The 23,896-nt window shown below is 74.4% G+C and carries 19 protein-coding genes and 1 tRNA gene; 9 read left to right on the top strand and 11 right to left on the bottom strand.

From position 1 onward, the window contains the following. Positions 1-105: 105 nt before the first annotated feature. From ACFVUY_RS01110 to ACFVUY_RS01100, 3 genes are read right to left on the bottom strand one after another with little or no spacing between them, the layout of a single operon-like run. Entirely contained in the window at positions 106-1,722 is a 1,617-nt protein-coding gene (locus ACFVUY_RS01110; protein ID WP_387691259.1) for a PP2C family protein-serine/threonine phosphatase, read from the bottom strand. Positions 1,723-1,776: 54 nt separating this feature from the next. Continuing rightward, the gene (locus ACFVUY_RS01105; protein WP_387691257.1) at positions 1,777-2,331 is read right to left on the bottom strand and encodes an FHA domain-containing protein; all 555 of its coding nucleotides are present in this window, start codon (positions 2,329-2,331) and stop codon (positions 1,777-1,779) included. A gap of 46 nt (positions 2,332-2,377) precedes the next feature. After that, complete coding sequence (locus ACFVUY_RS01100; protein ID WP_359912199.1) at positions 2,378-3,244, bottom strand: DUF3662 and FHA domain-containing protein; 867 nt, start codon at positions 3,242-3,244, stop codon at positions 2,378-2,380. Positions 3,245-3,666: 422 nt separating this feature from the next. On the opposite strand from ACFVUY_RS01100, the gene ACFVUY_RS01095 reads away from it, so the two are divergent. Continuing rightward, positions 3,667-3,750: transfer RNA gene (locus ACFVUY_RS01095), tRNA-Leu, on the top strand. Between the two features lie 99 nt (positions 3,751-3,849). On the opposite strand, the gene ACFVUY_RS01090 is transcribed toward ACFVUY_RS01095, so the two are convergent. Then, a complete protein-coding gene (locus tag ACFVUY_RS01090) occupies positions 3,850-4,995 on the bottom strand; it encodes a sensor histidine kinase (protein ID WP_387691254.1) in 1,146 nt (381 codons plus the stop codon). Further along, positions 4,992-5,642, bottom strand: a complete 651-nt coding sequence (locus ACFVUY_RS01085) for a response regulator transcription factor (RefSeq protein WP_359912234.1) — start codon at positions 5,640-5,642, stop codon at positions 4,992-4,994. Before ACFVUY_RS01085 ends, ACFVUY_RS01090 begins: the two co-directional genes overlap by 4 nt. A 340-nt stretch (positions 5,643-5,982) precedes the next feature. Here ACFVUY_RS01085 and ACFVUY_RS01080 point away from each other — a divergent pair, with 340 nt between their 5' ends. Continuing rightward, positions 5,983-7,812 (top strand): phosphatidylglycerol lysyltransferase domain-containing protein, encoded by a 1,830-nt coding sequence (locus tag ACFVUY_RS01080; protein ID WP_387691252.1) that lies wholly within the window; start codon positions 5,983-5,985, stop codon positions 7,810-7,812. A gap of 275 nt (positions 7,813-8,087) precedes the next feature. Next, on the top strand, positions 8,088-8,780 hold the full coding sequence (locus ACFVUY_RS01075) for a hypothetical protein (protein ID WP_387691250.1): 693 nt from the start codon (positions 8,088-8,090) through the stop codon (positions 8,778-8,780). Between the two features lie 81 nt (positions 8,781-8,861). On the opposite strand, the gene ACFVUY_RS01070 is transcribed toward ACFVUY_RS01075, so the two are convergent. After that, positions 8,862-11,642, bottom strand: a complete 2,781-nt coding sequence (locus tag ACFVUY_RS01070; protein WP_387726555.1) for a SpoIIE family protein phosphatase — start codon at positions 11,640-11,642, stop codon at positions 8,862-8,864. A 278-nt stretch (positions 11,643-11,920) separates the two neighbouring features. On the opposite strand from ACFVUY_RS01070, the gene ACFVUY_RS01065 reads away from it, so the two are divergent. The 4 genes from ACFVUY_RS01065 to ACFVUY_RS01050 all read left to right on the top strand — a co-directional run bounded on the left by ACFVUY_RS01065 (position 11,921) and on the right by ACFVUY_RS01050 (position 17,333). Continuing rightward, positions 11,921-13,138 (top strand): rhodanese-like domain-containing protein, encoded by a 1,218-nt coding sequence (locus ACFVUY_RS01065; RefSeq protein ID WP_387694043.1) that lies wholly within the window; start codon positions 11,921-11,923, stop codon positions 13,136-13,138. Between the two features lie 98 nt (positions 13,139-13,236). Continuing rightward, positions 13,237-13,899, top strand: a complete 663-nt coding sequence (locus tag ACFVUY_RS01060; protein ID WP_387726552.1) for a DUF5819 family protein — start codon at positions 13,237-13,239, stop codon at positions 13,897-13,899. Then, complete coding sequence (locus ACFVUY_RS01055) at positions 13,896-15,137, top strand: HTTM domain-containing protein (RefSeq protein ID WP_387726549.1); 1,242 nt, start codon at positions 13,896-13,898, stop codon at positions 15,135-15,137. Before ACFVUY_RS01060 ends, ACFVUY_RS01055 begins: the two co-directional genes overlap by 4 nt. Positions 15,138-15,146: 9 nt before the next feature. After that, entirely contained in the window at positions 15,147-17,333 is a 2,187-nt protein-coding gene (locus ACFVUY_RS01050) for an FUSC family protein (protein ID WP_387726546.1), read from the top strand. Positions 17,334-17,526: 193 nt separating this feature from the next. Here the strand turns inward: ACFVUY_RS01050 and ACFVUY_RS01045 are convergent, their stop codons facing one another. Further along, positions 17,527-18,177: a hypothetical protein gene (locus ACFVUY_RS01045; RefSeq protein ID WP_387726543.1), complete on the bottom strand. Its 651-nt coding sequence runs from the start codon at positions 18,175-18,177 to the stop codon at positions 17,527-17,529. 100 nt (positions 18,178-18,277) lie between these two features. Here ACFVUY_RS01045 and ACFVUY_RS01040 point away from each other — a divergent pair, with 100 nt between their 5' ends. Both ACFVUY_RS01040 and ACFVUY_RS01035 read left to right on the top strand, forming a co-directional pair. After that, positions 18,278-18,925: a TetR/AcrR family transcriptional regulator gene (locus ACFVUY_RS01040; protein ID WP_387726540.1), complete on the top strand. Its 648-nt coding sequence runs from the start codon at positions 18,278-18,280 to the stop codon at positions 18,923-18,925. 5 nt (positions 18,926-18,930) lie between these two features. Then, entirely contained in the window at positions 18,931-19,683 is a 753-nt protein-coding gene (locus ACFVUY_RS01035) for a TrmH family RNA methyltransferase (RefSeq protein ID WP_387726537.1), read from the top strand. Between the two features lie 40 nt (positions 19,684-19,723). On the opposite strand, the gene ACFVUY_RS01030 is transcribed toward ACFVUY_RS01035, so the two are convergent. The 4 genes from ACFVUY_RS01030 to ACFVUY_RS01015 all read right to left on the bottom strand — a co-directional run bounded on the left by ACFVUY_RS01030 (position 19,724) and on the right by ACFVUY_RS01015 (position 23,840). Continuing rightward, the gene (locus ACFVUY_RS01030; protein ID WP_387726534.1) at positions 19,724-21,067 is read right to left on the bottom strand and encodes a peptidoglycan-binding protein; all 1,344 of its coding nucleotides are present in this window, start codon (positions 21,065-21,067) and stop codon (positions 19,724-19,726) included. A 157-nt stretch (positions 21,068-21,224) separates the two neighbouring features. Next, complete coding sequence (locus ACFVUY_RS01025; protein WP_387726531.1) at positions 21,225-22,133, bottom strand: pyridoxamine 5'-phosphate oxidase family protein; 909 nt, start codon at positions 22,131-22,133, stop codon at positions 21,225-21,227. Between the two features lie 32 nt (positions 22,134-22,165). Further along, on the bottom strand, positions 22,166-22,636 hold the full coding sequence (locus tag ACFVUY_RS01020) for a VOC family protein (RefSeq protein WP_387726528.1): 471 nt from the start codon (positions 22,634-22,636) through the stop codon (positions 22,166-22,168). A 196-nt stretch (positions 22,637-22,832) separates the two neighbouring features. Further along, a complete protein-coding gene (locus ACFVUY_RS01015; protein ID WP_387694032.1) occupies positions 22,833-23,840 on the bottom strand; it encodes an XRE family transcriptional regulator in 1,008 nt (335 codons plus the stop codon). Positions 23,841-23,896 lie beyond the last annotated feature (56 nt).

Here is a 23,896-nt window from a genome sequence, read left to right as displayed (position 1 = left end):
CCGGACCGGGTGGTTTCTTCGCTCAGGTCGTAGCTGCTCACGTGGTGACCGCTCCCTGACGGCCGGCAAGCCCGCTCGGGGCGGACCTATGTCGGATCACGGACGTCACTGCTTCGGGCAGGAGTTGGCCCGGCTGAGTTCGTCATCGGTCAGCGGAGCCTGGTCGCCCTGCGCGCCGGCCACCGGAGGGGTGGTGCTCGGCGCCGGGGCGGGTGCCCCCGGAGCGGTCGGCGCAGGCGTGCCCGAGGGCGAGGTGGTCGGTGTCGCCGCGGCCGGGCCGCGGTTCTTCTCGGTCGGGGTGGGCGTGGTGGCCAGGTAGGCGGCCTGCGCCGCCTGGGTGGCCGGCGGTGCGGCCGGGGCGGTCGCCCTCGCCGCCCGCTGGCAGAGCTGGACCCAGCCGTCGAGCTCGTTGACCGTGGACTGGGCGTCCTTCATGCTGCCGACCGAGATGGTCTTCTTCACGTGGACCTGCTGGTCCTCGGGCAGCCACTTCAGCTGGATCTTGCTGTACGAGGAGTGCACCGAGGACAGGCTCAGACCGGCCAGGTTCTGGTTGATGCCCTGGTAGATCGCGACGTGGTCGTCCTGGGTGCCGACGTAGTACTGGTCCTGGGTCCACCGGTAGCCGAACCAGCCGGCGCCGCCGAGCAGGCCGAGCGTGACCAGGACGGCCAGCGAGACGGTCAGGCCCTTGCGCTTGCGCTTCGCGGGCCGGTCCTCGTCGAAGTCCTCGGTGCCGTACACCGAGGGCTCGCCGGAGCCGTACTCGCCCTCGTACCCCTCGGCGGGGCCGAAGCCGCCGTGCGCGGCGCCGTAGCCCTCCTGGTAGCCCTCGGCCGGGCCGAAGGCGCCCTGCGGGCCGCGGCCGAGGCCGGCGGCGCGGCCGGCCGGGGTGTCCGCGATCGAGCGGTCGGCGGCGGCCGAGGACGGCGGGGCGTCGGCGACCGCGCCGACCACCACCGGGACGTCGTTGAACTGGCCGCTCATGGTGTCCGTGGCGCCGACGTCGATGACGTCCGCCACGATGCAGGTGATGTTGTCCGGACCGCCGCCGCGCAGCGCGAGCTGGATCAGCTCCTGCACGGTCTGCTCGGGCGAGTAGTAGCTGCCGAGGGTGTCCTGGAGGGTCTGGTGGCTGACCGGGCCGGAGAGGCCGTCGGAGCAGATCAGGTAGCGGTCGCCGGCCCGGACCTCGCGGATCGACAGGTCGGGCTCGACCTGGCCGCGGCCGTCCAGCGCCCGCATCAGCAGCGAGCGCTGCGGGTGGGTCTCGGCCTCCTCGGGCGTGATCCGGCCCTCGTCGACCAGGCGCTGCACCCAGGTGTGGTCCTGGGTGATCTGCACCAGGGAGCCGTCGCGCAGCAGGTAGGCGCGGGAGTCGCCGACGTGCACCAGGCCCATCCGCTGACCCGTCCACAGCATGGCGGTCAGGGTGCAGCCCATGCCCTCCAGCTGCGGGTCCTCCTCGACCATCAGCCGGAGCCGGTCGTTGGCGCCCTGGACGGCGTCGCCCAGCAGGGTCAGCAGGTCGGCGCCCGGCACGTCCTCGTCCAGCCGGACGATCGAGCCGAGCACCTCGGAGGACGCGACCTCGCCGGCCGCGGCACCGCCCATGCCGTCGGCCACGGCCAGCAGCCGCGGCCCGGCGTAGCCGGAGTCCTCGTTCCCCTCCCGGATCAGTCCCTTGTGGGAGCCGGCGGCGAAGCGCAGCACCAGGGTCATGCGACCTGTGCCCCCCTCTGGGTCATGGACGGGATGCTGTCCCTCATGCGCCAACTACTTCCGCAGTTCGATGACGGTCCTGCCGATACGGATCGGCATGCCCGGCTGGAGCGGGGTGGGCGCGGTCAGGCGCTGCCGGTCCAGATAGGTGCCGTTGGTGGAGCCTAGATCCTCGACCGTCCACTGCCCAGTCTGATCCGGATAGATCCTGGCATGCCGGGAGGACGCGTAGTCGTCGTCCAGCACGATGGTGGAGTCGTGCGCGCGGCCGAGCGTGATGGTCTGGCCCTGGAGCGCCACCGTGGTGCCGGCCAGCGAGCCCTGCACCACGACGAGCTGGGTCGGGCCGCCGCGACGGCGCCCCCCGCCGCCCTGGGTCTGGCCCGCCGCGGGGCCGGCCTGGGCCGGTGCCGCGGCACGCGCGACGGTGGCGGCGGTCGCGGTGGCGGCGCCGCCGGCGGCCGTGGTGTTCGTGCCGCGACGGGAGGACCGCGGGTTCACCTTGGTGCCGAACAGGTCGCTGCGGATCACCTGGATCGCGACGATGACGAACAGCCACAGCACGGCCAGGAAGCCCAGCCGCATGACCGTGAGGGTCAGTTCTGACATGGCCGTCCCGCCAGTCGGTGAGCGAGGCGCGCGAACAATTCGGACACTACCCTTCGACCTGCCGGTAGACGATGGTGGTGGAGCCCACGACGATTCGAGAGCCGTCGCGGAGCGTAGCGCGCTGGGTGTGCTGTCCGTCCACCACGATGCCGTTGGTGGACCCCAGGTCGAGCACCATCGAGGGCGTGCCGGGCCGGATCTCGGCGTGCTTGCGGGAGACCCCGGGGTCGTCGATCCGCACGTCCGCCTCGGTCGACCGGCCGAGCACGCAGGCCGAGCCGGTGATCTGGTGCCGGGCGCCGTTCACCTCGACCCAGCGGCGCATCCCGGCGCCGCCGTGGCCCGCGCCGGGGAAGGCCCGGACGTTGCCGCCGGCGGGCGCGGGCGGGCCGGGGGGCATCGCGGGGGGCGCGGCCGGCGGCGGGGGCGCGCTGTACTGGCCGGCGCCGGGCTGCTGCCACGGTGCGCCGGGGGCGGGAGCGGCCGGCGGACGGTCGTAGCCCGGCTGCGGCGGCGCGTACTGCTGCTGCGGGGGCTCCTCGGCCGCGAGGGTGCGGCTGCGCACCCGGTACAGCCCGGTGTCCAGGTCGTCGGCCTTCTCCAGGTTCACCTGGAGCGGACCCATGAACGTGTACCGCTGGGCCTCCGCGTACTCGCGGACCATGCCGGCCAGCTCGGTGCCGAGCTGCCCGGAGTAGGGGCTGAGCCGCTCGTGGTCGTGCGGGCTCAGCTCGACGATGAAGTCGTTCGGCACGACGGTGCGGTCGCGGTTCCAGATGCTCGCGTTGTTGTCGCACTCGCGCTGCAGCGCTCCGGCGATCTCCACGGGCTGGACCTCGGACTTGAACACCTTGGCGAAGGTGCCATTGACGAGACCCTCGAGCCGCTGCTCGAACTTCTTCAGCACTCCCATGGGGCACCCCCTTCCAGGGTTCGTTCGCCTGCCTGCCGGCCGGATCCCGCCCGGGACCCGGTCGCGCCTCCTACTTGCGGTACTTCCGTACTGATCGTATCCACGCCGGGCCCTTCCGTACGGTTCCCGGACCGTGTGGTGCCCGGGGGTGGGCTCGGACACACAGGGTGACGCATTTCGGGTACGGCACGCCAGGTGCGCCCGCCGGATCGCCCTTCCGGAAGTCGTACGGGCGTTCGTCGGGCATGGGTTCGAGTGTCGCCGGGGTCTCCGGACAACGGATTCGGAGCAGCCCCCCAGGTCGTGCTAATGTTTTCCATGTCGGAAGGGCCGCCCGAAAGGGAGGCCGGTCCAAGGAAGTGCGAAGTACCGATGGTACCGAGCACCCCGGAAGATCGGTCGGCAACGAGGACAACACCCATGCGCGGGTGGCGGAATAGGCAGACGCGCTGGATTCAGGTTCCAGTGCCCGAAAGGGCGTGGGGGTTCAACTCCCCCCTCGCGCACAGCGAAGCCCCGCAGATCTACGGATCTGCGGGGCTTTTTTGTCGTCTGCCCCTCCCCGACGGCGGCCGGCACCGGTGCCTCCGCCGGGCCGGGGCGGATCAGCCGCGGTTGGCCGGGAGTTCGGCGCGGACCTCGAAGCCGCCGTCCGGGGTCGGTCCGGCGGTGAGGGTGCCGCCCAGCAGCTGGGCGCGCTCGCGCAGGCCGACGAGACCGTGGCCGCCACCCGGCAGCGTCTCGGTGGGGTGCACCGGCGGCGCGTCGTTGCGGACCTCGACCCGCAGCCGGCGGCCCTTCGCCCGGACCCGCACGTGCACCGCCGCCTCCGGGGCGTACTTGGTGATGTTGGTGAGCGCCTCCTGGACGGTGCGGTAGGCGGCCCGTTCGACCGCCTCCGGCCATGGTCGGTCGCCGGGGACCAGCTCGGAGTCGGCGGTCAGGCCGCTCTCCTCGATCAGCCGGGGCAGGTCGGCCAGCCGGGGCTGCGGGGCGAGTGGGGCGTCCGGCAGCCCGCCGGTGCCGCGTAGTACCCCGACCATCTGGCGCAGCTCGTCCAGGGTCCGCACGGACAGCTCGCGGATGGTGCGGGCGGCGGTCACGGCCGCCGGGTCGGGGCTGCTCACCTGGAGCGCTCCGGCCTGGATGCTGATCAGGCTGACCTGGTGCGAGACCACGTCGTGCATCTCCCGGGCCAGCCGGCCGCGCTCGCTGATCAGCACCCGCTCGGCCAGCAGCCGGCTCTCCCGCTCCTGGCCGCGGGTCAGCTCGTCCAGGCGGGCGGCCAGCTCCCGCCGGGTGCGGGCGAGCAGACCGGTGGCGGCCGGGCCGGCCGCCAGCATCACGGCCTGGATGGCGTCCAGCGCGGTGGCGCGGCTGAGGTCGAGGACGCCCTCGGGCAGCGGCCAGTGGAAGAACTCGACCAGGGCGAACAGGACGCCGCAGGGGATCACGATCCGGGGGCGGGGGCGCTCGGCGGCCACCGAGTAGACGGCCGTGATCGGGGCCAGCCAGATCTCGTCCACGAAGCTGCCCGGCATGGTGAGCAGCAGCACGGTCACCGGGAAGCGCCGGCGCCAGAACAGGGCGACGGCGGCCAGCGTGGACAGCGCCACCTGCCACCAGGCGGCCTCCCGGGCCACCAGGGCGGCGTCCAGCAGGGAGTAGAGGACGGGCAGCAGCAGCATCAGCCAGGGGGCGGTGCACCAGGCCGGCAGCCGTCTGGACGGCAGTTGGTCGGCGGTCGTCATGCCCCGTCGCCGGGCTTGGGCCGGACCAGCCCGGCCCGGTGGGCCAGGACGGCGGCCTGGACCCGGTTGGCGGCGCCGAGCTTGCCGAGGATCGCGCTGATGTGGTCCTTGACCGTGCCGGTGCCGAGGAAGAGCCGGTCGGCGATCTCGGCGTTGGACAGGCCCTCGCCGAGCAGCGCGAGCACGTCGAGCTCGCGGCCGGTGAGGGTGCGGGCGAGCGCGGTGGCCTCGGCGTCCGGGCCGCCGCCGTCCACGTAGCCGCCGATCACGGTGCGGGTGACGGTCGGGGAGAGGATGTTGCCGCCGGCCGCGAGCACCCGGACGGCGTGCACCAGCTGCTCGGGGGCGGTGTCCTTGAGCAGGAACCCGGCCGCGCCGGCCCGCAGCGCGGTGCCGATGTACTCGTCGGTGTCGAAGGTGGTGAGCATCGCCACGGCGGGCGGTTCGGGCAGGGCGCGCAGGCGGCGCAGCACCGAGATGCCGTCGAGGTCGGGCATCCGGATGTCGAGCAGCACCACGTGCGGGCGAAGCCGCTGGACGTGTTCCTCGGCCTGTCCGCCGGAGCAGTCGCCGACCACCTCCAGGTCGTCGGCGGAGCCGACGATCAGGCCCAGGCCGGAGCGGACCAGGATCTCGTCGTCGACGATCAGCACGCGGGTGGTGGTGATGGTGCCTCCTCGGTTCGGGCGGCCGGGTCGGGGCGGTCCGCGTGGGTCGTTTCGAGAGTAGGGGTTGTGCGAGTGGGGTGCCGAACGCCGGGGGCTGATCACCCCCGCCGTTCGGCGGGGGTGGGAATCCGCTACCCGGTTCACGCAATTCTCAGGTTCGGTGGGGAAACATGGAGTTGGCTGACCCTTTTCCGGCCGCATCCTCCAATCGGGCGGTCGGCCGGGTGAGGTCGCCGGTCAGTCCGTCGGGCCCGAGCGGGCGCCCGACGCCGGGCCGTTTGCGGATGCGCCCCACCATCTGATCGTTTGGAATTGAGCTGTGTCGTCCACTGTGAAGTCGGAGCCGTCCGCCACGTCCCACGGACCCCGGCCCGGCGACGTGCTGAACCGCTGGCGTCCGAGGGCCGCCGCGGCCTCCGTCTGGTACCTGCGGCTGATCGCGCTGCTGAACGTGGCGACGGTGCTCCTGGTGCCCTTCCGCGACCAGGTCTACGAGCACAACGAGGGCGAGTACTTCACCCCGTACCTGATGACCGCGGGCCTGGCCAGCGCGGTGCTGTCGGTGTTCCTCGCGATCGCGATGCGGCGGCGCAAGCGGGCCGCGTGGATCTTCAACACGGCGCTCGGCGGGATGTTCGCGCTGCTGTACCTGGCGGCCATGCTGGTGCCGGACGAGCGCTTCGACTCCCACCCGCTCAACTACATCTCCACCGTCCTGACCTGCCTGTTCGTGCTGGCGCTGCTGATCGGGCGCAAGGAGTTCACGTCCAAGGGCGACAGCTCCAACCCGAAGACCGCGGCGGCCACCTTCGTCGCCGGGCTGGCGTTCGGCGGCGGGGTGGGCGCGCTGCTGGTCTGGCTGACCAACGAGCTGTCCGGCGCCGGCTTCTGGGACCTGTTCCGCTACTCGGTCGGCCGGATGATCACGATCACCCCGTCCGAGCACCTGCGCTCGGTGATCGCCGCGCCGACCTGGGTGAACGCCGCGATCAACGCGATGGGCGCGGTGCTCTTCCTGCTGGTGCTGTACGTGGCCTTCCGCAGCCCGCGCGGCAAGGAACTGCTCACCGCCGAGGACGAGGCGCAGCTGCGCGGTCTGCTGGACAAGCAGGGCGAGCGGGACTCGCTCGGCTACTTCGCGCTGCGCCGGGACAAGGCGGTGGTCTTCTCCCCCAGCGGCAAGGCGGCGGTCACCTACCGGGTGATCGGCGGCGTCTCGCTCGCCTCGGGCGACCCGATCGGCGACCCGGAGGCCTGGCCGGGCGCGATCGACGCCTGGCTGTCCGAGGCCCGTGAGCACGCCTGGGCGCCGGCCGTGATGGGCGCCTCCGAGGAGGCCGGGGTGATCTACGCCCGGCACGGGCTGGACGCGCTGGAGCTGGGCGACGAGGCGATCGTCGAGCTGGACGAGTTCTCGCTGGACGGCCGCGCGATGCGGGTGGTCCGGCAGGCCTACAACCGGGTCAAGCGGGCCGGGTACACGGTGCGGATCCGCCGCCACGAGGACATCTCGGAGGAGGAGATGGCCGAGCTGGTGGCCAAGGCCGACGAGTGGCGCGACGGGGCCACCGAGCGCGGCTTCTCGATGGCCCTCGGCCGGCTCGGGGACCCGGGCGACGGCCGCTGCGTGATGCTGGAGTGCCACGACGGCGAGGGCGAGCTCAAGGCGCTGCTCAGCTTCGTGCCGTGGGGCCCGGACGGGCTCTCGCTGGACCTGATGCGCCGGGCCCGGGACACCGAGAACGGCCTGATGGAGTTCATGGTCATCGAGCTGCTGCAGCGCGCCGAGGAGGTCGGGCTGAAGCGGGTCTCGCTGAACTTCGCGATGTTCCGCTCGGTCTTCGAACGCGGTTCGCGCCTCGGCGCCGGCCCGGTGCTGCGGCTGTGGCGTTCGGTCCTGGGATTCTTCTCGCGCTGGTGGCAGATCGAGTCGCTGTACCGCGCCAATGCCAAGTACCGGCCGATCTGGGAACCGCGCTACCTGCTCTTCGAGAAGAGCAGCGAGATTCCGCGGATCGGCATCGCGAGCGCGCGCGCCGAGGGTTTCATCGTCGCGCCGAGCCTGCCCGCCCTGTTCCGCCGCCGGCACGCCCGGGCCGCCGTGGTGGCGCCCCGGCTCCCGGTCGCGGCCCGGGACGGGAAGGGGTAGCCCTCCGTCGGGGGGCGGAGGGGGCCGGTCGGTCGAAATGGGGGGCCGATGGGGGGATTGCCTCCCCCCAGAGGATGACCCCGCTCCACATCTGTGCCGATGTGGCTTTGTTAAGAGGCTTCTAATGTTGGAGTAGTCGAGAGTTCGGGGATTCGGAGAAAGCTGTGATTCACAGGACCCACGCGGGGGGCGTGCGAAAGGGGCCGCTGGCAATCGCCGGATCGGCCGCTGTCGCCGAGTGGGGAACGTTGTTCGCGACGGTCCGGGACGCGGTGGTGCGAAAGAAGTTCGCCGCCGTTCCGCTGGCCACCGTCGCGACGTTTCTGATCCTGCTGTTCAGCATCGTCCAGCACCTGCCGGGCGGAGAGCGTTTCGTCAACAACATCGGGGTGGTGCGGGCGGCGCTGCCGCTGGACGTCTCGCTGCTGCGGACCCCGCTCTCGCTGTACGTGCCGGCGCTGGACCTTCCGGTCTGGGGGGCGCTGGCCCAGGTCTTCGTGGTCTTCGCGATCGCCGAGATCGTGCTCGGCCGGCGGATGACCCTGGTGGTCGCCTACACCTGCACCCTGGCGGGCACGCTGTTCGCCCGGGTCGGCGTGGCGATCGGGCCGCACCACCTGTTCGGCTTCCCGAAGTGGGTCGCCTACGTGCGGGACACCGGGCCCTCGGCCGCGGTGGTGGCGCTGGCGATCTGCATCGCGTTCCGCTGCCGGGCCTGGTTCACCGGCGGCCTGGTGGTGGCGGTGATGATCGGCGAGGCGGTGGTGCTGCCGAACCTGGCCGGCCTGGAGCACGTGGTCGCGGTGATCACCGCGCTGCTGATCGCCGTCTCGGTCGAGGTCTTCGGGGACTTCTGGCCGAGGGTGCTGGCCGGGGTCGGCGCCGCCGCCTCGGTGGCCGCGGCCGCCTCGCGGGAGGTCGCGGTGGAGGCCCGGCGGCGCCGCTCGGCGGGCGCCGTCATCCCCTGACGGGTGCCGACGACGTTCCACCGGCCGCGTACGGGTGCCCGTACGCGGCCGTTCGGCGTCCGGCGGCCGTCGGCGCGGCCGTCAGGCGTGCGGGAGCGGGAGCTCGAACCAGACGACCTTGCCCACCGCCTTGCGGGCGGTGCCCCAGCGTTCGGCGAGCTTGGTGACCAGGGTGAGGCCGCGACCGGTCTCGCCGAGCTGCTCGGCCGGCTCCAGCGAGGGCAGGTTGTGGTTGTCGTCGCTGACCTCGACGAGCAGTTTGTCCACCCGGATCAGCTGGAGCTTCACGGTGTCCCGGGCGACCCGGACGGCGTTCGTCACCAGTTCGCTGACCAGCAGTTCGGTGGTGTCGCTGAGCGCCTCCAGGTGCCAGCCGGCCAGTTGCTCGCGCACCAGCGAGCGGGCCCGGCCGACCTCGCGGTGGTCCACGGTGAGGTCCCAGGTGGCCACCTCGGACGGGGCGACCCCGTCGAAGCGGGCCACCAGCAGGGCGACGTCGTCCTTGCGGTCGTCCGAGTGCAGCCGTCGCAGCACCTCGTCGCAGGCCTGCTCGGGGCTCTGCCGGGGGTCGATCAGGTTGCCGCAGAGCGCGGCCAGGCCGGCCCCTATGTCCCCGCCCCGGACCTCGACCAGGCCGTCGGTGCAGAGCACCAGCATCGAGCCGTCCGAGACGTCGATGGTCTTGGCGACGAACGGCACCCCGCCGACGCCGATCGGCGCGCCGGCCGGGATCTCCAGCAGCTCGCCGCTGCCGTCCGGGTGCACCAGGACCGGCGGGACGTGGCCGGCGCTGGCCAGCTCGCAGGTCCGGTTGATCGGGTCGTAGACCGCGTACAGGCAGGTCGCGAGGTGGTCGTCGCCGAGCTTGTGGGCCAGGTTGTCCAGGTGGCGCAGCAGCTGGCCGGGCGGCAGGTCCAGGGCGGCGAGGGTCTGCATGGCGGTGCGGAAGCGGCCCATCGCGGCCGCCGAGTGCAGGCCGTGGCCCATCACGTCGCCGACCACCAGGGCGACCCGGCTGCCGGGCAGCTGGATCGCGTCGAACCAGTCGCCGCCGACCTCGGCCTTGGGATCGCCGGGCAGGTAGCGGTGGGCGATCTGCACGCCGGGGATCTGCGGCGGGCGGGTCGGGATCATCGAGCGCTGCAGGGTGGTGGCGACCCGCGCCTCGGCGCGGTGCAGCCGGGCGTTGTCCAGCGACAGCGCGGCGCGGGCGGCCAGCTCCTTGAAGGTCGCGGCGTCGCCCTCGTCGAAGGGGGCGCGGTCCGGCAGCCGCAGCAGCTTGAGGATGCCGAGCACGGTGCCGCGGGCGGAGAGCGGGACGACCAGCATCGAGCGGCCGGTGACCACCGGGGCCAACTGGGCGCCGCCGAGCGCGATCGCGTAGTCGACCGCCACGTCCGGGCTGACCACCGGGACCAGCACCGGCTGGTTCAGCTGCAGGGCCATCCCGGGCGGGGTGCGGCGGGGCATGCTGACCAGCGAGCCCTCGGAGAGCACGTGGTCCCAGGCGCCGCCGGTCTCGTTGTAGACCAGGGCGACCCGGCGCAGCATGGTGTCGTCGTCCGGGCGGGCGGCGGGCAGCTCGGAGTCCGAGATCAGCCCGTCCACCAGGTCCACGCAGGCGAAGTCGGCGATCCGGGGGACCAGCACCTGGCACAGCTCGTGGGCGGTGAAGCCGAGGTCCAGCGTGGTGCCGACCTTGCCGCCGACCTCGTTCAGCAGGGCCAGCTGTTCGCCGGCCTGCCCGTTGGTGAGGAAGGGGCCGAGCCGTCCGGCGGGCGGGCCCTCCCCGGCCGCGGGCGCGGGGACCGGGACGGTGGCGGGCGGGGCCTGGCCGGGGTGCGGCAACGGGTGGCCGTTGGCGGGAGGTTCGACGGCGGTGTGCTCGATGGCGGGGGCTCCTGCGGTGGGCGGGGGTGCCTCCCGGCCGGCGGCGGGGGGAGGGACGGGCGTGCCGCCGCCCGCCGCGGCGCCCGCGACGGCGGCCACCGGCCGGACGGCGGAGGGGACGGCGGCCGGGGCGGCGGGGCGTTCGGCGGCCTCGCGCTGGACGGGCAGCGGGCCGGGCGGCCGGCGGCCGGGCGCGCCCTGTTCGGGCTGCGGCGGCGGGCCGACCCGGGCGGCGCGCTGCTGGGGCGTCGGGTAGCGGCGGCCGAGGCCGGCGGCCGCGTGCGCCGTACCGGTCTGCGCGTCGGCGGGCAGCACCGGCAGCACGGTGGCCGGGTCCAGCCGCAGGGCGGGCAGTCCGCCCCGGTCCAGCGCGGCCAGCAGCGCCGCGCGGTGGCCGGCGGGCAGCAGCCGGGCCAGTGGCTCGGGCACCGGCCGGGCGGCCGGGGTGAGCGCCGCGGTCAGGGTGTGGAAGCCGCCCCGGGCGCCGGGCGCGGCGGCGAAGGGGAGCAGCCGCTCGCCGAGCGCGAGCCGCGGCCCGGTGGAGCGCAGCGGGCGGGCGTCGGCGGCCAGCGCCAGCAGTCCGCCGGCCGGGCCGGGCAGCGGGTAGGCCCACCAGAGCACGTCGCGCTGGTGCTCCTCGCGGTCGGTGACGGTCAGCCGGCCGGCCCAGGGGCGGCCGTCGGTGGTCCGCTCGGCGAGGGTGTCGAACGCGTCGCAGGGGCGGCGGACGGAGCAGCGTTCGCGCGCCCGGGGTTCCAGGGCGGGCAGCAGGCCGGAGGCCGGGCGGTCGTGGGCGACCTCGGCGCGGTGGCCGAAGAGTTCCTCGGCGGCCCGGCCCCACTGGGCGATCCGGCCGGACCGGTCGACCAGGACGGGGACGAGCCGGACCAGGGCGGCCACACCCGTCGGGTGGTCGCCCGGCGCGGTTCCGTCGCCCGCCGGCCGCGGTGTGGAGTTGGACTCGGCCACCATGGATTCGCTCTGCTCCCGCCTGGCCGCCGCGCCCGGGGGCGGCCGTCGCTCCGGAGGAAGGCACGCTGTGCGGATACCAGCGAAGCACGGACCGGGCCGGGCTCGACACCGAAACGGGGAGATTCCTCAGGATCGGTTGCGTGTCGTGTGCCGCACGCCGGTTCGTGCCTCCGGTTCACCCGGACGGGGCCCGCGACCACGGCGGTAGGGTGGCAGGCCGGACCGCCCGTACGGGTGGTCCGCAGGACGCAGCCGGCCGGACGAGACAGAGGCGACAAGTGAGCGCGCAGAGCCCCGCCCGCTGGACGGACCCGGAGCAGCAGGCACTGGAGGAGCGGGTCGCCGCCGCCGAGCTCGCCTGGCTCAGCATGGACGTGGACGTCCAGACGCTGCGGGTCGAGATCGACAACTTCGCGCTGATCCACCACCAGCTGCTCGGCCCGCTGTACGCCCGGCTGGACGAACTGGACGCGCTGGTCGCCGAGGCCGTCGCGGCCCGCACCGGCCGGCCGGAGGACCTGCGCCGGGCCGCCGAGGCGCGGCAGCAGGTCGAGGACCTGCCGGACCTGGACGCGCTCTTCGACTCGGTACGGGAGCAGTCCGGCCAGGACGGGGAGGCGGCCCCGCCGCCCGCCGCACCGGAGCGGGTGCGGCCCGGCAAGGACGCCCAGCGGATCTACCGCGAGCTGGTCCGCCGCGCCCACCCCGACCTGACCACCGACCCGGCCGAGCAGCAGCGCCGGGCCGCCTTCCTGGCCCGGGTCAACGAGGCCTACGCGTACGGCGACGCGACCGCTCTGGGGGCCCTGGCCGCCGAGTGGTCCACCGCGCCGCAGGCCGCGCCCGCCGTCGACGCGCCCGACCGCGCGGACTGGCTGCGCCGCCGGCTGGACTGGCTGACCGCCAAGATCACCGAGACCGCCACCGAGCAGGTCCGGCTGGAGCAGACCCCGATGGGCCAGCTGCTCGCCCTGGCCCCGCAGGACCCGGACCGCCTGCTGGAGCAGCTCGCCGAGGAACTGCTGGCCAAGGCCGCCGAACGGCGGACCGAGCTGGAACGGCTGCTCGGCGGCCCGGCTCCGGCGGACGGTACGGCCTCCGGCGGCCGGGGTACGGCGCCGGTGGGCGACAATGACACGCATCCCCGCGAATCCCAGGAGAGCCACACGATGTTCCCGCAGATCCCCTCCGCCGACGCCGCCGCCGTGCCCGCCGACGCCGCCCTGCTGGACGTGCGCGAGCAGGACGAGTGGGACGCCGGCCACGTCGACGGCGCGCTGCACATCCCGATCGGCGAGGTGATCGCCCGCCTCGGCGAGCTGCCGGAGGAGAAGCTGTACGTGCTCTGCCGGGTCGGCGGCCGCTCCGCGCAGGTCGTCCAGTACCTGGTCCAGCAGGGCCGGGACGCGGTGAACGTGGACGGCGGGATGCACGCCTGGCAGGGTGCGGGCCGTCCGATGGTGAGCAGCACCGGCCAGGAGGCCTTCGTCCTCTGACGGCCCGGCACCCGCGGCCCGTGCCGTGCGGCAGGATGGGCGCGCGCGAGCGCGCCGGCACCGGGCCGGTGGCGCCCGCCGACCGGTCGGGGGAGGCCATGACCGAGACGACGGACCGGCCGGCTGCCGGGAGGACCTGGTCCAGGCCCGCGCAGCTGCTCCTCGGCTTCGCCGGGTCGGTGCTGGCCGGCGGCACCGGGCTGTTCCTCGCCGCGGTGTTCCTGCACGTCGCGCCCGCCAACTCGGTGTCCCGGCAGTACCGGGACGAGGTCGACGGCGTGGTGTACCCGGAGTTCGAGCAGAACTGGAAGCTGTTCGCGCCCAACCCGCTCCAGCAGAACGTGAGCGTGGACGCCCGGATCCGCACCGCCGCGCCCGACGGGTCCACCCGCACCCACGACTGGATCGGGCTGACCGCCCAGGACGTCGCCGCGATACGGGGCAACCCGGCGCCCAGCCACGTCGAGCAGAACCTGCTGCGCCGGGCCTGGGACTTCTACGACGGCTCGCACAACCCGCAGGACGAGAGCCCGGCCTCCCCGCGCGGCAGGCTCGCCGAGCAGTACCTCGAGCGGATCGCCCTGCAGCGGATCGGCCGGGAGGCGGACGGCGGGCGGGTCGTGGAGATCCAGTTCCGGTCGACCGCGGCCACCGTCCCGCCGCCGTCCTGGAGCGGCGAGCCCGCGCCGGCGGCGCCCCGGGTGCGGGAGCTGCCGTGGTGGCCGGTGACGGACGAGGACTACCGGGGGCTGCTCGGATGAACGAGGCGACGGTGCGGGCCGCCGCACCGGGCGGGGCGGGGCCGGACGGCGGGGTGCCCCGGCAGACCGGGGCCGGCCGGCCGGTGGAGTCCGGGGCGGCGGGGCCGGCACGCGGGCCGCGGGCACCGCTCGGGCGGGCCGCGGAGGCGTTCACCGGACGGGCGCTCGGCCGCCACCAGGCGGCGGTGGTGCGGATCGGCTTCGGGCTGGTCTGGCTGGCCCACCTGCTGCGCGAGTGGCCGCACCGGCGGGTGCTGTACGGCGACCTCTCCCCCTGGTCGGCGGAGCTGGCCGAACGGCTGCTGGCCGACAACGGGGCGTTCACCGTGCTGCCCTGGTTCGGCGGCCGGCTCTGGTTCGAGCTGGTCTACCACCTGGCCGTGCTGGCCGCCCTGGCCGTGCTGCTGGGCTGGCGGACCAGGGCGAGCACGGTGGTGTTCCTGGTCACCGTGCTGTCCCTGCAGAACCGCGACGTCTTCCTCGGCGACGGCGGTGACAACGTCGTCCACCTGATGGCGGTCTACCTGGTCTTCACCCGCTGCGCCGAGGTCTGGTCGCTGGACGCCCGGCGCCGAGGCCCCGGGCGGACCGGGGTGGTGCTCTGGGCGGTGCTCGGAGCCGTCCTGGCGGCCTGTCAGTTCGGCGGCTTCGCCGGGGACACCCTGACCTGGACCGACCGGGCCTTCCCGTACCTCGGCTGGTCGCCGTTGTTCTGGGCGCTCTGGACGGCGGCCGGGCTCTGGTGGACGCTCGGCCGGCTGCGGCCGGACGGCGAGCCGCGGGCGGTGCTCGACGCGCTGGCGAACATGGCGCACAACTGCGCGATGCTGGTGATCGCCGTCGAGGTGGTGCTGATCTACGCCACGGCCGGCTGGTACAAGGTGCAGGGCACGCGCTGGCAGGACGGCACCGCGCTGTACTACCCGCTGCACCTGGACTACTTCACGCCCTGGCCGGGGCTGTCCGCGCTGGTCGGCTCGGCGCTGCTGCCGGTCTTCCTGATCTCCTACGGCACCGTGATCCTCCAGGTGGCGTTCCCGTTCACGCTGCTCAACCGGCGGGTCAAGAACGGCCTGCTGGCCGTCATGATGCTGGAGCACGCGGGGATCGCGGTCGTGCTCGGGCTGCCGGTCTTCTCGCTCGCGATGATCGCGGCGGACGCGGTGTTCCTGCCGACCGGGGCACTGCTGTGGGCGGCGGCGCGGCTGAGCCGGATCCGGCGGAGGTATCCGGCCTAGGATGTCGCTATGTCCTGGTTCGCCGCACTTCGTGACACCGCGCGGACCGGGCTCACCCTGGACCGGGCGCTCACCGACCCCAAGCGGGCGGTGCGCGGGGCCGTCGCGGTGGCGCTGGTGCTCTTCCCCACCCTCGCGCTCGGCGGGGTCGCGCTCGCCACCTCGGCCGCGATGGGCGCGTTCATCGCCGGCTCGGCCACCTTCCAGCGCAGCTTCCGGCCCCGGGCCAGCCTCGCCGTCGCCGCCGGCGCCGGACTCGGCATCAGCACCTTCCTCGGCTACCTGGCCGCCGGCGTCCCCGGGCTGTTCCCGGTGCTGCTCGCGGTGTGGGCCTTCGGCGCAGGACTGGCCTGGGCGATCGGGCCCACCGCCGGAGTGGTCGCCACCAACACCGTCTCGGTGATGCTGATCGTCGTACAACTCCCGGTCAGCACGGTCACCGCGCTCGGCCACGGGCTCGTCGCCGCCCTGGGCGGAGTCGCCCAGGCCACCGTCATCACCGTCTGGCCGATCGGCAGCTGGACCGCCCAACGGGAGGCCCTCGCCGACACCTACGCCGAACTCGCCGACTACGCCCGCCGGTTGCGACAGGACCCGACCGCGCACGTCGACCCGGAGCCGTTCATGACGGCCCGCCACGCCGCCGCCCTCACCCCCTGGCAGGACCGCCACCGGCCACCCGAGCTGCGCGGACTGCGCGGCACCGCCGAGCGCATCCGGCCCACCCTCGCCGCACTCGCCGACCCCAAGGTGGGCGCCCCCGAGGAAGGGCCGGGACGGGACCGGGCCCGGGAAGTGCTGGCCGCCGCCGCCGAGGTCATGGACGCCCTCGCCCGGGCGATCCGCACCGGCGACCCCGTCCGGCTCCCCCGCTCCGCGCCCTCGCTCACCCTGGTCGGCTCCGACGACGGGCCGCGGCTCCAGGGCGCGGCCCGGCGCTCCGCCCGGCGGCTCGGCGGGCTGCTGCGGAAGGCCGCGGACACCCTGGACCGCAACGACGAGGACACCATCACCACCCCCGTCGTCGGGGCCGGCGGGGCGCTGCGCAAGCCCACCATCGCCCGGATGCTGCCGGTCGCGGCACGGGCCGTGCGGCGGCAGCTGCACCCGCGCTCGGCGATCTTCCAGCACGCCGTCCGGCTCGCCGGCGTGGTCACCGTCGCCTACCTGCTGGCCCGGCTCGCCGGATTCCACCACGGGTACTGGGCGCCGATGACCGCCGCGATGGTGATGCGGCCGGACTTCGCCCAGACCTACAGCCGGGGCGTCGCCCGGCTGGCCGGAACGGTGGTCGGGGTCGCCGTCTCGACGCTCGTGGTGCAGCTCGCCCACCCCGGGCAATGGGTGCTGGCCGCGCTGGCGGTGCTCTGCATCGGCGGGTCGTACCTGGCGTTCCGCACCGGGTACGCGCTCACCACGGTCGGGATCTCCACGTACGTGGTGTTCCTGCTCGGACTGCAGGAGGGCAACCCGCTGGTGACGGCCGTCGAACGGGTCGGGCTCACCCTGCTCGGCGGATCGATCGCACTCGTCACGTACGCGCTCTTCCCGACCTGGCAGACCGCCCGGCTCGGCGAACGGCTCGCCGAATGGCTGGCGGCCGCCGGACGGTACGCGGCGGCGGTGATCGCCTGCTACGAGGAGCCGGCGGCGTCGCGCGGGCGGGTGGTGCGCAGCGCGCTGCTGGACTCCCGGGAGGCGCGCTCCGAACTGTTCCAGGCGATGCAGCGGGCCGACGCCGAACCGGGGCGGCACGAATCCGGGCTGGCCGGGGTGAGCCGGCGCCAGATCGACCGGGCCCGGGCGGCGGTCGGCGCCCTCGGGCGGGCGGCGGTGCTGCTGGAGGCCCACCTGCCGGCGGGAGACGCGGAGCCGGTGCCGGGGGCGGGGGCGTACGCGGAGGAGCTGCGGCTGGCGACGGCGCTCGCGGCGGGGGCGATGCTGACGGGGCGGACGGTGGAGTTCGGGGCGGTGCGGGACGCCCAGGTGTGGTTGGAGGAGGGGCTGGCGGCGGCGCCGGCGGGGGTGCAGCGGGATGTGGTGAGGGCGGGGACCCGGTTGGTGGGGCAGGCCCTGCGGGATTTGGAGCGGGCTCTGCGGGGGTCTTCTGTGGGGGAGGGCTCTCGTGAGGGGGGCTCTCGGGAGGGTGGGGGGCCGGGGGCGGCTCCGGGGGTGGGTGCTCCGGGGGCTGGATGATTTTCAGACTGCCGACCCTGTGGGTGGGGCGTTGAGACCGTTGGCAGTCTGAAAATCACCCGTCACGCCCCTCTCCGCACCCACCCCCTGCGCCGCCCCCTTCCGCAGCGCGTCCCTCTCGCTGGGGAGGGGGCACCTTTCGCGCTGGGGGTGGGGTGCTCCTCTCGGTGGTGTTGGGGTTGGGGTGGTGGGGTCAGGCGGCGTGGGCGGCTTGGAGCCAGTTGGTGAACTCGCAGGCGAAGTGCCACTGGTGGCCGGTGGGGAGGAGGTCGGGGGCGGCTTCCGGGAACTGGACGGTGAGGCGGATGCGCAGGCCGTCGGGGGTGTCGGCGAATTCGTGGAGGACGTGGAGGACCTCGGTGCCGTCGGCGAGGGTGCCGGTGCCGCCGATGCGGACCGGGAAGGTGTCGTCGCCGGGGAGGTCGTGGTGGAAGCGGAGGAAGAAGCGGGCCGGGCCGGTGCCGATGGTTTCGATGATCTCGACCTGCTCGCCGGTGGAGTCGGCGAGGTAGTGCTCGGGGTTGGCGGCGAGCAGGGCGGCGCGGTCGCCGTCCTGCAGGCGGGTCTGCCACCAGGTGAGGAAGGTGTCGGCGTCGATGCCGGTGGCGGTGAGTTCGGTGACGGCGGTGCGCCGGCGGCCCGCGGAGGCCCGGGCCCAGCCGGCCAGGGCGGTGTCGGCGGCGGTGGTGTCGGGGGTGAGCAGTTCGCGCGTCCGGTCGTCGCCGAGGCGCTGCTTGAGCAGGCGCAGGGCGGCGCGGGCGCGGTCGAGTTCCCAGGCGAGGACGGCCTCCCGGGGGTGGGGGGTGCCGTCGATCTCGGTGCGGATGGTGAGGCCGGGCTGCATGGCGTCGCTCCTTGAAGAGGGCGAGAAGACGGAGGAATTTTCTCCGCTTCTAGTGACGCTAGCATAGGGGGAGAGATTTTCTCCGGTTAGGGAGTTGTGGATGAGGGCCGACGCGGAGCGCAGCCGGCGCAGGATCCTGGACGCCGCCTGCGAGGTGTTCCTGGAGCGGGGCCCGGACGCCCCGCTGGACGCGGTCGTGCGGCGGGCCGGGGTCGGCCCGGGCACGCTCTACCGGCGGTTCCCCGACCGGGAGGCGCTGGTCCGCGAACTGGTCACCGACCTGCTGGCCCGGCTCACCGAGGCCGCCGAGCAGGCGCGGGCGGCCGAGCCGGATCCGTACCTGGCGCTGCGCCGCTTCGTGCACGCCGCCGCCGATCTGCGGATGGGGGCGGCGATCGTGGTGCTGTTGGAGCACCTGGTGGTGGACGAGGAGCTGGTGGCCGTTCGCCGGGGCACCGTCGTGGCGGTCGAGGGGCTGCTGCGGGCCGCGCGGGAGGCCGGGCGGCTGCGCCCCGACGTGGGGACGGGGGACCTGGTGCTGCTCTGCGTCCGGGTGTCCCGTCCGCTGCCGGGGGCGCTGGCGGCGCTGGACGCGGACGGCTCCCTGGTCCACCGGCACCTGGACCTCGCGCTGGCCGGGTTGGCCGGCGAACCGGACGGACCGCCCGGGCGCGCGTTGGGCTTCGACGAGGTGATCGCCGCGGCCGGGCGGCCCGGTGAGCCGGCTCCGGGGCGGGTGACAGAGTGACCGCCATGGACGAGGACGAGCTGGTACGGGCCTGGCGGGCGATCGAGCGGGAGCCGGGGGCGGTGCTGCTGGACGGGTTCCACACGCTGAAGCACGCGCTGCGGTTCGGGGGCGAGGTGCGGCGGGTGCTGACCGCCGACCGGGCGGCTCTGCTGGCGCTGGCGGGTGAGCTGGCGCCGGATGTCGTGCCGGCATTGGAGGGGCTCGCGGTGGAGGTGCCGGAGGCCGTGCTGCGGGGGCTGGTGCCGCGGTTGCACCCGACGGGGGTGGCCGCGTCGGCGGTGCGGCCCGGTGCGCGGGCGAACCGGGCGGTGCTGGCCCGTCGGCCGCGGACGGCGCCGGTGGTGGTGCTGGAGAATCCGCGCAACCTGGGGAACGTCGGGGCGGTGATCCGACTGGCGGCGGGGTTCGGTGCCACCGGGGTGGTGACCACCGGGGACCTGGATCCGTGGCACCCGAACGTGCTGCGGGGCAGCGCGGGACTGCATTTCGCGACCGCGGTCGAGCGCTTGGATCCGGAGCAGCTGCCGGACGGGCCCCTGTACGTGCTGGATCCGGAGGGGGCGGACATCCGGGACGTCCCGTTCCCCGACGAGGCGCTGCTGGTCTTCGGCACCGAGCGGCACGGCGTGTCGGAGGAGCTCAAGGCGCGCGCCGACCACCTGGTGGCGGTGCCGATGCAGCCGGGGGTGTCCAGCTTCAACCTGGCGACCAGCGTCGGGATGGGCCTGTTCCACTGGATGTCGGGGCGGCGCTGAGGCGCGGTGCCCGGGCGGGCACCGCGCCCCGGTGGGGCCGTCAGGAGAAGAGCCGGCGCCAGGTGTCGGGGCCCGGGATGCCGTCGGCCTCGCTGCCGCGCCAGCCCTGGGCCTGCTGGAAGGCCTGGACGGCGCGGCGGTCGCTCTCCGTCCAGCGCGGGCCGGGGCCGACGCCGTACGAGCCGCCGAAGCCCTTGCGGACCAGCTGTTCGCCGAGCAGACGGACGTGGTCGTTGTTCTGGCCGGGGCCGAAGTACCGCGCACCGGGGAAGGCCGAGCCGCCGGTGGTGGGCGGCGGGGGCGGCAGCGGGGTGCCGGTTCCGCCGCCGATGTCGCGGCCCTTGCCGTTGACCAGGTAGTCCCAGGTGTCCTTGCCGGGGATGCCGTCGGCCTCGTTGCCGCGCCAGCCCTGGGCCTGTTGGAAGGCCTGGACGGCGCGGCGGTCGCTCTCCGTCCAGCGCGGGCCGGGGCCCTCGGAGTAGAACGCGGCGCCGCCGCGCCGCACCAGCAGCTGGCCGAGCCTGGTGACGTACGCGTTGTTGGCGCCGGGGCCGAACTGGGCGGTGCCGGGGAAGGCGGTCGAGGAGGTGCCGCCGCCGTCGTTGCCGCCGGCGGACAGGCCGGTGTAGCGGTACGGGACGTAGCCGCCGGAGTTGTTCCAGTACGCGTACGGGGTGGAGCGCTTCTTGGCGGCGGGGCCGGTCTGCTCGTAGGCGACGTACTTGGTGCGGGAGGAGTCGGTCCAGCCGCCGAAGATCACCACGTGCGAGCCGGCCTGGGGGTTGGCCGGGTTGTTGTAGATGAGGACGTCGCCGGGCTGGAGGTCGTTCTTGCCGATCCGCTCGGCGAAGCCGGGCAGTGTCCAGGTGGTCTGACTGCTGCCCAGGCCCCAGGCCATCGAGACGAAGCCGGAGCAGTCCTGGCGGTAGCCGTCCGACCAGTAGCGGCTCATGCTGTACGGCACACCCTGGTCGACCCAGGTCTGGGCGCGCTGGATGATCTGGGCCCGGGTGAGCGGCGCCGCGGCGGTGCGCGGGGCGGCGAAGGCGCGGGCGCCGGGAGCCTGGCCGTAGAGGCCGCTGACCTCGCCCTGGGGGGTCTGTGACCGGGCGTTGCTGCTGCCGCCCGGGGTGGGGCCGGGTGCGGGGGCCGCGGTGGCGGCGCCGGCGGCGGCCGTTCCGCCGCCTATCGCGGTGCCCACGGCGGCCATCAGGACGGCGGCCCGGCGGCGGACGCTGCGGGCGGCGGCGTGGCCGCCCTCGTGGACCGGCGCGGCGTGCAGCCGTGCGCGTCGGCGGGCGTTGCAGCCCCCGCATATGCAGTCCTCCGCCGGTTCGACGTCGTCGAACTCGATGAGCGGGGACAGGGGGTCGGTCAGGGTCATGCTCCGCCTCTTTCCCGGACTATTCCGCGTGTTATCCGGACCAAAGTCCCAAAGCGGGCGGGATGAGTCACGGTGGGTTAGGCCGAACGGGTGAGACCCGTTCGGCTCCCGGACGTGGCGTCGATCGGCGGGAGGGCCTAGAGGTGGTGACGTGCGGTCAGCGCGGGATGGCGGCCGAGTACTCGGGGTCGCTCCAGGTCAGCGGGGTGGCGTCGGCCAGTTCGACGACACCGGTGACGGTCAGTTCGACCATCCGTTCGGCGCCCGGGACGCCCTGCCGGGCCTCCTCGGACCAGTCGGCGCGGGCCTCGCCGGTCACCAGAAGCGCCCCGCCGGTCTCCCAGTCGGGCAGCAGCAGGCCGGCGCGCGGGTCCAGCTCCAGGTTCCCGAGCGTCAGGAACATGCTGTTGCCCGGGTACTCCGGCCAGCGCAGCCGGTCCGGTGCCACCGGTTGCAGGAAGCCGGGGAGGCCGCCGCGGTGGGAGGCGTCCACGCTGCCGTCCGGGCCGGTGCTGGCGATGAAGAAGGTGTCCGCGGTGGCCGCCGCCAGGCGCTGCGCGGTGGTCAGCGCCGGACCGGTGGCGACCGTGCGGGGCGGGCCGGCGGCCGGGCGGTCCGTCGGGGTGCGGCGCTGGATGTACTTCGGGCAGTTGGCGACCACTTCCTCGGCGTGCACCAGCAGCCCGCCCCGGCCGTCCGGGACGGAACGCCCGTTGAGCCGCATCCGGCGCCGGCCGGCCGGGTCCAGTGCGATGGTGCCGACCCGGGCCGGGCGGTCCAGCGCCCCGGCCAGCGGGTCGGCCCCGGCCGGGAGGGCGGCGACGGCCAGGGTGTGTTCGTCCGGGGCGGAGAGGAAGCCGGCCGGGCCGGCCAGCTGGGTGGCCCAGACCCGGCCGTCCGGGGCGGCGGCGCCGACGACCAGCATCCGGCGTTCGGTCAGGAAGCGGGCGGCGACCGTCGGGACGGTGTGGCGGATCGACCGGCCGGCGTGGTCGGCCCGTCCGGTCCGGTCGGCCCGGGCCTGGACGGTCCGCTCGCCGGGGTGGTACGGCGTGCTGGTGGTCATGGTCGGCTCCCTGGCGGTGGTCGGGGCGCGTTCTAGAAGAAGCCGCAGGTCGGGGCGGCGGCGGTGGGGGCTTCGGCCTCGGTCCCGTCCACGCCGGTGCGGGTGTAGACCTCCAGCCGGATGCCGTCCGGGTCGGTGAAGAAGATGCCGCCGGAGGCCGAGCCCTCGCTGTGCGGGACGACGCCGTCGTAGGCGAACTCCGCGCCGAGCCCGCGCAGCAGCCGTTCGGTGGCGCGGACCTCGTCGAGGCTCTCGACCTCGAAGGAGAGGTGGTGCAGGCCGGGGCCGGTGGTGGCGAAGGTGCCCGCGCTCTGCTGCCAGAGCGTCACCACCAGGCGGCCGTCGCGGCCGAGCAGGGCGTAGCGGCGTTCGGGGTCGGTGCCTTCGGCGGTGACCTCCAGGCCGAACACGGCGCGGTAGAAGTCGAGCGAGCGGGCCAGGTCGGTGACGTTCAGTCCCACGTGGCCGGTCTGCAGGGTGCGGAGCTGGGTGGTGGCGGACATGCCTGGTCACTCCTGGAGGCTTCGGCGTCCGGCGAGGCTGCTGCCTAACCGGTATTCATGAGAGTAGGAGTTAGGTGATGCAGCGTCAACCAGTGAACGGCACTGGAACGGTTAGGTTTTGCGGTGGGCACGCGAAAGCCCCGCCGGGCCTGACGGTCCCGACGGGGCTCGGAAGGAGGGAGGGCCCGGCCCCTGGCTAGGCCCACTCCCAGCGGATGCCGATGTGGCCCGGCTGCTGGTCCGGGGCCAGGACGTGGGCGCTCGCCGAGGCGCCGATCCACAGCTGTTCGCGGCGGTGGTCGACGTCGGCGCCGGGCTCGCGGTCGTAGCGCTCGCAGTGCGCGGGGACGGCCGCCGGGTCGAAGTGCACCTGGAGCACGTACTCGCGCACCGGGCTGGCGAAGCGGCGGCTGTACTCCATGGTCGGGCCGCCGGGCGGGATCTCCACCTCGTACTCGAAGACCGTGCTGTCGCCGAGGCCGAGCGGGCGGTCCAGCATCAGCTCGGCGACGATCAGCCCGGCCTCGGGGCGTCGGCGCACCCGGCCCAGCCGGCCGTGCCGCACCGAGGTGATCTCCGGGCAGCCGGCCGCCTCCTCGTCGGCCATGTGCACCACCAGGCAGCGGCCGACGCCGCCGACCGTGGCGCGCACCACCTGGCGCATCCGCAGCAGGTTGCCGCGCCGCTCGGCGTCCACGTAGTAGGAGTCGTGGATGCTCAGCCGCTCCAGCTCGCCGGCCGGCGGGGCGTTCAGCTCGGCGAAGATGTTGGCGATCTCCTGCTCGCCCGGCCAGACGTCCTCCAGTCCGAGGTGGCAGGTGTTGGCTGCGGCGGCCCAGCGGCCGCGCGGGCGCGGCGGGCCGAGCAGGGAGGAGAGCGCGCTGTGCGGCAGGCCGAGCAGTTCCTCCAGCAGGTGGACGGCGCGCAGCGAGCTGGCCCGTTCGGGCTGGCTGCGGCCGCGCCGCCAGTAACTCAGGGTCGTGACACTGACCCTGACGCCACGTCCGGCGAGGGCGGCGCGGATGCGGTCCAGGCTGAGGCCGCTGGCCTCGATGGCCAGGTGCAGGGTGTCGGCGAAGCCGCCGACCGGGGCGAGCCGGCCGGGCGGTGGTGCGGGGGCGCCGGCGGGAGCCGGTCCGGGGCGCTCCGTGTGCGACCCGACCAGCCGCAGTCGCGCGGCGTCCTGTGGTTGCTGTGCGGCCATGCGGTGACCCTCCCCACCAGGTGAGTTCGGCGGGACCGGGCCGGCGCCGGGGCGCG

This window comes from Kitasatospora sp. NPDC058063 (genome assembly GCF_042885395.1).
GTDB classification, from domain to species: Bacteria; Actinomycetota; Actinomycetes; order Streptomycetales; family Streptomycetaceae; genus Kitasatospora; species Kitasatospora lactacystinica.
This window is presented reverse-complemented; position numbering and strand designations above follow the sequence as displayed.

What these genes read in the sequence shown, in the direction of transcription:
- ACFVUY_RS01110 (WP_387691259.1), bottom strand. Translation starts at nt 1,722, where the DNA reads ATGACCCTGGTGCTGCGCTTCGCCGCCGGCTCCCACAAGGGACTGATC.
- ACFVUY_RS01105 (WP_387691257.1), bottom strand. Translation starts at nt 2,331, where the DNA reads ATGTCAGAACTGACCCTCACGGTCATGCGGCTGGGCTTCCTGGCCGTG.
- ACFVUY_RS01100 (WP_359912199.1), bottom strand. Translation starts at nt 3,244, where the DNA reads ATGGGAGTGCTGAAGAAGTTCGAGCAGCGGCTCGAGGGTCTCGTCAAT.
- ACFVUY_RS01090 (WP_387691254.1), bottom strand. Translation starts at nt 4,995, where the DNA reads ATGACGACCGCCGACCAACTGCCGTCCAGACGGCTGCCGGCCTGGTGC.
- ACFVUY_RS01070 (WP_387726555.1), bottom strand. Translation starts at nt 11,642, where the DNA reads ATGGTGGCCGAGTCCAACTCCACACCGCGGCCGGCGGGCGACGGAACC.
- ACFVUY_RS01060 (WP_387726552.1), top strand. Translation starts at nt 13,237, where the DNA reads ATGACCGAGACGACGGACCGGCCGGCTGCCGGGAGGACCTGGTCCAGG.
- ACFVUY_RS01055 (WP_387726549.1), top strand. Translation starts at nt 13,896, where the DNA reads ATGAACGAGGCGACGGTGCGGGCCGCCGCACCGGGCGGGGCGGGGCCG.
- ACFVUY_RS01050 (WP_387726546.1), top strand. Translation starts at nt 15,147, where the DNA reads ATGTCCTGGTTCGCCGCACTTCGTGACACCGCGCGGACCGGGCTCACC.
- ACFVUY_RS01045 (WP_387726543.1), bottom strand. Translation starts at nt 18,177, where the DNA reads ATGCAGCCCGGCCTCACCATCCGCACCGAGATCGACGGCACCCCCCAC.
- ACFVUY_RS01040 (WP_387726540.1), top strand. Translation starts at nt 18,278, where the DNA reads ATGAGGGCCGACGCGGAGCGCAGCCGGCGCAGGATCCTGGACGCCGCC.
- ACFVUY_RS01035 (WP_387726537.1), top strand. Translation starts at nt 18,931, where the DNA reads ATGGACGAGGACGAGCTGGTACGGGCCTGGCGGGCGATCGAGCGGGAG.
- ACFVUY_RS01030 (WP_387726534.1), bottom strand. Translation starts at nt 21,067, where the DNA reads ATGACCCTGACCGACCCCCTGTCCCCGCTCATCGAGTTCGACGACGTC.
- ACFVUY_RS01025 (WP_387726531.1), bottom strand. Translation starts at nt 22,133, where the DNA reads ATGACCACCAGCACGCCGTACCACCCCGGCGAGCGGACCGTCCAGGCC.
- ACFVUY_RS01020 (WP_387726528.1), bottom strand. Translation starts at nt 22,636, where the DNA reads ATGTCCGCCACCACCCAGCTCCGCACCCTGCAGACCGGCCACGTGGGA.
- ACFVUY_RS01015 (WP_387694032.1), bottom strand. Translation starts at nt 23,840, where the DNA reads ATGGCCGCACAGCAACCACAGGACGCCGCGCGACTGCGGCTGGTCGGG.